Source organism: Enterobacter sp. Res13-Sevr-PEC09-46, assembly GCF_015672585.1.
Lineage (GTDB): Bacteria > Pseudomonadota > Gammaproteobacteria > Enterobacterales > Enterobacteriaceae > Enterobacter > Enterobacter hormaechei_C.
This window is the reverse complement of record NZ_JADABR010000009.1, coordinates 49810-58141: the sequence shown is the minus strand read 5'-3', so window position 1 is coordinate 58141 and position 8332 is coordinate 49810. Positions and strand designations below refer to the sequence as shown.

7 protein-coding genes are annotated in these 8332 nt (G+C 57.4%); 1 reads left to right on the top strand and 6 read right to left on the bottom strand.

Features of this window, described 5'->3' with window-relative positions:
• Nucleotides 1–364 precede the first annotated feature (364 nt).
• Nucleotides 365–982, top strand: a complete 618-nt coding sequence (locus IMQ56_RS05480) for a trimeric intracellular cation channel family protein (protein WP_015570045.1) — start codon at nt 365–367, stop codon at nt 980–982.
• Between the two features lie 26 nt (nt 983–1008).
• Here the strand turns inward: IMQ56_RS05480 and etk are convergent, their stop codons facing one another.
• From etk to IMQ56_RS05450, 6 genes are read right to left on the bottom strand one after another with little or no spacing between them, the layout of a single operon-like run.
• Nucleotides 1009–3186: a tyrosine-protein kinase gene (gene etk / locus IMQ56_RS05475; RefSeq protein WP_045333517.1), complete on the bottom strand. Its 2178-nt coding sequence runs from the start codon at nt 3184–3186 to the stop codon at nt 1009–1011.
• A gap of 22 nt (nt 3187–3208) precedes the next feature.
• Nucleotides 3209–3652 carry a protein-tyrosine-phosphatase gene (locus IMQ56_RS05470; RefSeq protein WP_033486987.1) on the bottom strand — a complete coding sequence of 148 codons (444 nt, stop codon included), beginning with the start codon at nt 3650–3652 and terminating at the stop codon, nt 3209–3211.
• Nucleotides 3640–4773, bottom strand: coding sequence for a polysaccharide export protein (locus IMQ56_RS05465; protein WP_032646765.1), 1134 nt, complete (start codon nt 4771–4773; stop codon nt 3640–3642). The genes IMQ56_RS05470 and IMQ56_RS05465 overlap by 13 nt, the downstream gene beginning before the upstream one ends.
• A gap of 43 nt (nt 4774–4816) precedes the next feature.
• Nucleotides 4817–6910 (bottom strand): YjbH domain-containing protein, encoded by a 2094-nt coding sequence (locus tag IMQ56_RS05460; protein WP_075262134.1) that lies wholly within the window; start codon nt 6908–6910, stop codon nt 4817–4819.
• Nucleotides 6910–7647 carry a capsule biosynthesis GfcC family protein gene (locus IMQ56_RS05455; RefSeq protein ID WP_039269351.1) on the bottom strand — a complete coding sequence of 246 codons (738 nt, stop codon included), beginning with the start codon at nt 7645–7647 and terminating at the stop codon, nt 6910–6912. Before IMQ56_RS05455 ends, IMQ56_RS05460 begins: the two co-directional genes overlap by 1 nt.
• Nucleotides 7644–8288, bottom strand: coding sequence for a YjbF family lipoprotein (locus IMQ56_RS05450; RefSeq protein ID WP_023295702.1), 645 nt, complete (start codon nt 8286–8288; stop codon nt 7644–7646). Before IMQ56_RS05450 ends, IMQ56_RS05455 begins: the two co-directional genes overlap by 4 nt.
• Between the last annotated feature and the right edge of the window lie 44 nt (nt 8289–8332).

Genomic DNA, 8332 nt, shown 5'->3' with positions numbered 1-8332 from the left:
AAAATATGGGATTTCAAGATAGTCTCATAGATGTACTAGCTTCTAATCAATTAAAAACATGTACTTATGAGTGTACTTAAAATGAAATCAATAATAAATAAACCTTAAAAATCAATATCTAAACTCGCTAATCTACATTCAGATTCAATCGAGTAATTCCTTTCAGGGTGGTGTTGCCTCGCACACCACCCATTACTTTTTCTAATCCTTATTTAGCCTTACTTTCTTTTCCTCCCGCCTTATCACAAGCCCGCCAGGCATGCGTTGATAAATTTCTGTAGGGCAAACCCCCTCGCCTTAGAAAATCTCAATCGTGATCTTCCGCACAAATCGCTAATCTCCTCCTCTTCATTCCGGAGGGTTTATGCTGCTTCACATTCTCTATCTTATTGGCATTACCGCAGAAGCCATGACCGGCGCGCTCGCTGCCGGACGTCGCCGTATGGACACCTTCGGCGTGATTATTATTGCCACGGCCACCGCGCTCGGCGGCGGGTCCGTGCGCGATATCCTGCTTGGCCATTATCCGCTCGGCTGGGTCAAAAACCCTGAGTACGTCATTATCGTGGCAACGGCAGCCGTGCTAACCACGATTGTGGCCCCGGTGATGCCTCATCTGCGCCGCGTGTTCCTGGTGCTGGATGCGCTTGGGCTGATTGTTTTTTCCATCATTGGCGCACAAATCGCTCTCGATATGGGTGAAGGCCCGGTTATCGCCACCATTGCTGCCGTGATCACGGGCGTGTTTGGCGGGGTGCTGCGGGATATGTTCTGCAAACGTATCCCGCTGGTTTTCCAGAAGGAACTGTATGCCGGCATCTCCTTTGCCGCGGCAGTGCTTTATGTCGCCTTGCAGCACTATGTCACCAGCCACGATGTGGTGGTTATCTCCACCCTGCTGTTTGGCTTCACCGCGCGTATGCTGGCATTGCGCCTTAAGCTGGGCCTGCCCGTTTTTCATTACAAACACAATGCGCATTAATGTCAGAACGGGCAGGCGCCGGATAATCAATTACTCGAATAGTTGTAACCGTAGTGATGATAGCCGTAGCCGTAAGCGTTGCTTGCCCGCTTAACGACGCCGTTGAGAATCACCCCTTTGGTATTGACGCCACTCTGCTCCAGACGCTGTACACAGACCAGCATCTCCTTCACGCTGTTCATCCCGAAGCGGGCGACCAGCAGCGTGGTGCCTGCGCGACGGCCGACAACAGCCGCGTCGGTGACCGCCAGGATCGGTGGCGTATCGATAATCACCAGATCGTAGCGTTCATTCGCCCAGTCCAGCAGCTGCTGGAAACGCGTATGCATCAGAAGCTCCGCCGGATTAGGGGGGATCTGCCCGCGCACGATGGTATCGAACCCGCCTTTATCGAAGGTCTGAACGCCCTGGGTATACTCCGCCTTACCGGACAACATCTCCGATAAGCCGCAGGTATTGTCGAGCTTAAACAGATCATGGGCATACCCGCGACGCATATCCGCATCAATATAGAGCACTTTCTGGCCCGCCTGCGCCACGACGGCCGCCAGGGTACTGCTGACAAAGGTTTTACCGCTGTCAGGCGTGGCGCCAGAGATCATCAGTATATTGTTAGCTGACTCCATCATCGCAAAATGCAGACTGGTGCGCAGGCCGCGAATCGCCTCCACGGAGAGATCGACCGGGTTATCCGCCGCCAGGAAGGGGATATGTTTGGTCTTATGGCGCAGCCCTGGGGACATAAAGTCTTTTTTGCGCAAACGCATCTTTTTAGCCAGCCATTCCGACAGCGGTACGGTGGCATAGACGTTAATCCCGTGCTCCTCCAGCTGCTCCGGCGTTTCAATGCCCATACGCAGCATACTGCGCGCCAGGATCCAGCCCACAGAGACGAACAGACCCAGGAGAACCCCCAGAACGACGACCAGCGCTTTTTTCGGCTTGACTGGCTGCGGCCGGGTCACGGCCGGATCGATAATGCGGACGTTACCAATTGCGCTTGACCGGGCGATGCTCAGCTCCTGTTCGCGGTTAAGCAGCTGCTGGTAGATAACGCGTCCCGACTCCACATCACGGCTCAGGCGCAACACCTCCTGCTGGGTTGACGGCATGGACGATACCCGTTTATTCAGGCGGTTTTTTTCCTGCTCCAGCGTCTGGCGTTTCTCAATCAGCGCCCGGTAGGTGGGGTGATCTTTTTTGTAGAGCTGCGAAATTTCCGCTTCCCGGAAGGTCAGTTCATTGAGCTGATTGTCCGCATTTACAATCTGCTCCAGCACCGCTTTTGCCTCCAGGTTCAGGTCAACGGAGTCATTTTGCTGGCGATAGCGGTTGAGCTTCTCCTCGGCCTGGTCCAGCTCGCTGCGCACCTGCGGAAGCTGCTGCTTCAAAAATTGCAGGCTTTTCGCATCCTGCGCCGCCTGGCGAGCCACGTTCTGTTGTAAATAGTTATCGGCGATGCAGTTAAGCACGCGCGCCATCTCATCGGGATCTTCCCCCGTGATGGTCAGGCCAAGCATCCCACTGTCCTTGCTGCGCTCGCTCACGGAAAAACGCAGCTGTAGCGCGTCAATGGCCTCCAGCTCGCTCAGCTGTGTAATCGTAAATTGCGTACCCGGCTTCGCCTGGATAGCGGCAATGGTAATGGCGATATTCGCCGCGCTCAGCGGCTGTCCCACTACGCCCTGTAACGTCACGTTATCGCCTTCCAGCTGATAGTGGCCCTTCTCGCCGACGGTCAGCGTCAGCTTTTGCGCCCGGCCCGCGACAGGGGGAAGATTGAGCATACGGATATCGACGATGCCAGGCTGTTGGCCGGTGAGCCGCGCCCAGCCGCGTCCGACAAGGGGAAAATAGTTTTCACTTACCTGCGTGCGCAGGTTCAGGTCATCAATCGTTTTACCGAGGATCATGCGCGACTGGAGAAGCTGAAGCTCCGGCGCCGACTCTGGCGAGGAGTCAGGGATGAACTCGCTAAGGTTACTGAGTAGCGCGTTGCCCTGCTTCTGTTCCACCTGTATCAGCGCATCGGCCTGATAAACTGGTGTGGCAAAGAGCGCATAAAGCAGTGCCGCCAGCGTGAACAGCGCGGTAAGGATGAGAATAAATTTTCGGTGGTCGAGCAACTCACCCAACAGGCGCACAAGATCGATCTCGTTATTCGCGGCAGACGCATCATGGGCGTGAAGGTTATTTGTTGACATAAAACGTAACTATCCCGTGTGATTAACTGAGCCGTTTCGCCCATTCCAGACTGGCCTGCTCCAGCAGCCCATAAACATATTCAAATGCGTCCCGGTTTTTACGGTAGGGGTCCGGGATCTCTTTTCTGCCCGTCCAGTGACCAAAGAGCATCATTTTGCCGCGCGCCTCCGGTGCAATAGCCGTGACCTGCTCGATATGTTCCAGCTCCATCGCCAGAATCAGATCGTAGTCGCGCACCATGGCGGGGGTGAGCCTGCGCGCCACGTGGCCCTCAAGCAGAGTGCCGCGTTCGGCGGCGATCTCTGTCGCCTGTGAATCGGCGGCGCGCCCTTCCAGGCCACACGTTCCCGCTGAATCGACCCGGGCGGCGGGAAGCAGCCGGCGCAGCAGCCGTTCCCCAATGGGAGAGCGGCAGATATTGCCGGTACAGATCACCAGGATGGCGTTAAACGTTAGTTTGGCCATGTTCTGATATATCTCCCTGTTTCAGTCAGGTCATGTACGCCGGTAATGGTCGGCACAAGCTGAGAGATCACGCGGTTCCAGCGCACCAGCGGCGCGGTGGTGACATAGACGATGTCGTAAGGCTCAAGCTGAAATTCGGTGCTCAACACCATCGCGGTGGCATCCCGGGCGTTAAGCTGGTAGACGTTGGCGATTTTGCCGTTCTGCTTGCCCTGCAACGGACGAATCACAAAGATCCCCGTGGCGTCGGCCATATCCTGATTTACGCCCTGCGCATTACCCAGCGCTTCCGCCAGCGTCATGCCGCTACGGTCCATCTTCAGGGTGCTCTGTTTACCCACCTCGCCCATGACAAACACTTTCAGGTCGTCATTACGGGGAATGAAGAGAATATCGCCCGGATAGAGGAGTTTATTCTGGGTGAGATCGCCGCGCTGCATCAGCGCGTAGAGCGAAATGTGCGTGTCCTGGCCGTTATGGGTCAGCACCACGTGGCGCCAGTCCGCCTCCGACGTCAGGCCGCCTGCCGCATTGATCGCATCCATTATGGTCAGCGGAATGTTGGTGATGGGCTGCTGGCCAGACTTGGCCACTTCGCCCGTCACGTAGGCTTTTTGCGAGCGGAACGCCGCGACGCTGACATCCACCTGCGGGCTCTCAATCACCGAGTCCAGCCGGGCGGCGATCTCATCGCGCACCTGGGCCAGCGTTTTGCCGACGACGCGGATTTTGCCGATATAGGGGTAGAAGATCGTGCCATCGGCATTCACCCAGTTGCCCGTATCGCTGGCGCTACGGTACTGACCTGCGGGGGTGGTCAGCTCCGGGTGGTCCCAGACGGTAACCATCAGCACGTCGCCGACGCCGATGCGATATTGGTAGTTCTGGAGCTGGCGATCCAGTTCAGGATTCGCGCGGGAGTCGACTTTGCCAGGCAGCAACTGCTCCACCAGCCCCGGCGTGAGCGGATAGACGTTGACCATCTTATTCAGATCGTAATTGCTGTCAGGCAGATCGATAATATCTTTGCCCTGGGTGCTAAGTCCCTGGCCCGGTACGATAGTACAACCGCTTAACGCCATCATAGCCAACGCAAGCACGGAAAATTTAACGTTTTTCATTCAGGAAAATCATCTGGTTAAGTAATGCCTGTTTCATCCGGTACTACTGCCCTACCGGGGTTTCGCGTTCTGACGTCATGTCATAGAGCTGATATTTACGGCCTAACATCTGGCCGCCATCACGGGTGAGAGGCGTCCACGAGACCACCGCCCGGTTGCGATTTGGGCCGATCGTCATCAGATCAAGCGGGATCGAGATGTAGAAGCCTTTGCTAAAGCCACCTTCGCCATAATCCTCTTTCGAGACGTTGGTCAGCGCCGCCCAGGCGCCTACCGTCACGCCGCTGTCGAATCGCTTCGCGACGTCGAGGGTGGCGCCTTTATCCTTCGCCAGGTACTGCCCGACGCTCAGCTTCATCAGCACGCTGTTGAGCTTCGCCGGGTTCCAGTAGGCGGTGATAAATCCGGTTGGCGCGCTGTAGTCGGTGAAGCGCATCATGTCGTCCCAGTCGCGCTGCTTGACGTAGTTCGCATCCACGCCCAGCGCCCAGTCGCTATCAAGCGGGCGCCAGAGCGCCTCTGCTCCCACACCGCCGTACATGGTTTCGAGGTAGCCGCCATAAATCTGGGCATAGAAGCCGTGCCCCAGCGCATCGACATAGTTGGCCTGTAAGTTGTTGATGTAGACGTCATTGCTGACATAATCGCGAATATGGGTTCTGACGCGCGGCAGGCTGGAGTCAGCGGGAAGCAGCGAGGATTTGAACTTGTCGTAGTTGTTATAGAGGTTGGCGAACACGCCGCCGTCGAGCAGCAGACGATCGGTCAGCCAGTAGCTGGCGCTGGCCATCACCCCCACCTGGAACATATAGAAATCTTCCGGACCGCCCAGCGACTGCGCCAGCGTCGGTTTGACGCTGTAGCTGAAGCGATCGGCGCGAATACGGTAGCCGCGCCCGAACGCTGTGGTATCCACAGGCTCGACGCGCTGCTGCCTGAGCGCCTCCTCCTGGCCGAGCGGCTGTCCCGCCAGCTGTTTGCGCAGGCTGGTGACATCGGTTTGCGTCGTGACCAGCGGCAGATGGTCACGCCGCTGGGTGATAGCGATCGTGTCGACCCCGTCGGGCAGGTTATTGATCAGAATACGGTTGGCGCGATCCACCGCTTCGCGCGGATCGCGATAGCGATACTGTTCGCCGGTCATGTATAAGGTATTGCCGTGCTGAAGGATCTCCGGCGCATCGAAGCCTGCGTTGTACTTAAGCGCGGTGAGCTGGTTTGCCGCCGAGGTATAGTCCAGCGTCTCGCCTGCCGGTGCCGGTTGCCAGGCCGGTTTCGGGTTATCACGCAGCGCGGGGCGCAGATCGTTAAAGTTGGTCCGCAGGGTGAAGCCAAACATCAGCGTATTGCCGCGCTCGTAGCTGAGGTTGAGATCGGCCCAGTCGGCAACGCGATAGACTGCCCCCACGTTGATATGGCTCGACTGCTTAATGGAGCCGGCAAAATCATCGGCATAATTGTTGCCGTCATACTCGAGCTTCAGGCGCAGGGGCTGCCAGGGCGTCTGATACTGGAGGCCGCCAAACAGCGACGCCGGACCACGAAACATATCGCTAAAGCTGATATCCCCGGCATCATGTGATTCGCCGCGGGTGCAATACTTATTGTTGTCGTGGCACAGCGGGTTACCCACGTTGTCGCTATTACCGGGATATCCCCAGGCTATTCCAAAGGTAAAATCGACCGGTCCGGCCATTTTACTGGCAACCAGATATTCACCGTCGAACAGGCCGGTGCCCGCAATATCGCGCTTGCCGAGCGCCACCTGCGGCAGGCTATAGTCCTCTTCCCACAGACGAACCTTAAAATCGAATGACTTATCCTTGTAGCTTTGATCGCCGCTGAAATCCTCGTCGCTGCTGTATTTGCGGGTGCGGACGTCGGTATAACGAATCGTCCCTTCCAGCCACGGAAAGAGCACGACCGAAGAGGAGTAAAAACGATACTGGTTGTTATCGCGGTAGTTGACGCTGAATTCCCCTTCCCGGCCAAAGCGCGCGTCGGGCATTTGCATCAGGCCGGTGCCGCCAAAGTCGGACTGTGAAGGTCCGGTCGGATCGGGCCAGGTACGCAGCTCCGCGTGGCAGGCAGAAGAGATCGCCAGAGCAAGGCCGCTCAGTAAAAAAAGTTTGTTCATCAGTCAGGTATCCGCCGCGTCAGGAGCGCAACGATTTGCTCATTCAGACCGGTAAAATCGTCCGGCACCGCCCGGGGATCAAACCCCACCCACAGAACAGCGCCCGGCTCTGCTTCAATATGGCGTGCGTTCCAGTACGCCACCGGCGCAACAACCCTACTGCCGTCAGGATCGATAACGGTCACGTTATTCCTGTCGGCGCCAGCCAGCCGCAGCTGCCCCTGTAAGTAATCCCTGATGCTTGCGCCCGGTCGCCAGGCCAGTTTCCCCGGTGTGGCGACCGCCCCCATCAGCGTGACGGTGCGGGGCGCAGGCGAGAGCCACAGATCGTAACGGCCCTCAAGGGAACGATCGCCGCGGGCGTCGGTACGCACGGCGTCTGGATCGAGGCTGACAAACTGCCGCCCGACGATCCGCAGGGAGCGGATCTGTGTAGCGACAGCGCGAATGGTCGCGATCTGCTCGTCATCGGCACGATTCTGCCAGGCTGAAAGCGACGCCAGCACCTGCTGTTGCGTCTGTTGCGCTCGCCGCGTGGCGGAAGGGGTTGCGATGACAGCACCCTGCCACCAGACGTTGTTCAACTGCGGCTGGGTGACCAGCCGGGAGAGCGTATCGGCCTGTCCAGCAGACCACGTTTTGCCCGGCTGATGCACGGTAACGACGCTTGCGCATAAGGCGGGCAGGCTGAAGAGAGATAGCCCTACGCCAGGTAACCATTTTCTGAGTCTGTTCATGGGGCGGGCTTCAACATCGTCATGGTGACAGGGAATACGCCCGCGCCGAGCATCTGTTCGCTCTGGCGTACCTGGCCGGTGGCGGAATCAATCCAGAAGGTGTTATGCCAGCGACGATCGAGGCCGTCGGCCTGCACCGTCTCCTGCCAGACCTGACAACGTAGCGTGTTTCCGGCAAGGGTCAGGTTTTCCGTCCCGCTCAGGGAGAAGCGCGAGGTCAGGTGTGCGGAGCGATACCGCCCCTCTTCCTGCCAGCGCACATCACGCGACCACTGGCTGCCGTCGCGGAGCTGCGGCGTGTGGCGCAGCGGATCGTGCTCAAGGTTGGTTACCTCAAGCAGGTTATAAGGGAGCTTGAGCGTGTGGATAAGGCGACCGTTATGCGTGACGATCATCGCATTATCCTGCGATAACCACTTACTGTTTCCCTGCTCGATGTATCCGAGAACCACCAGGATCCTCGGGCCATTATCCAGACGCAGGTACATGGTTGAGTATGGGAGCACCTGAATCTGCCCGTCCGTTACCGTCACATCCTGGCGCCCGTCCAGGCTGGCGTTAAAGGTCTCAATAATGCTCTGCTGGCTCGGCGTACATCCCTGGATCAGCAGAGTCATGATGAGCAGAATAAACAGTCTCACCAGAAATCCTTGATTAAATAACATTGAAATCAATTAAATACCCG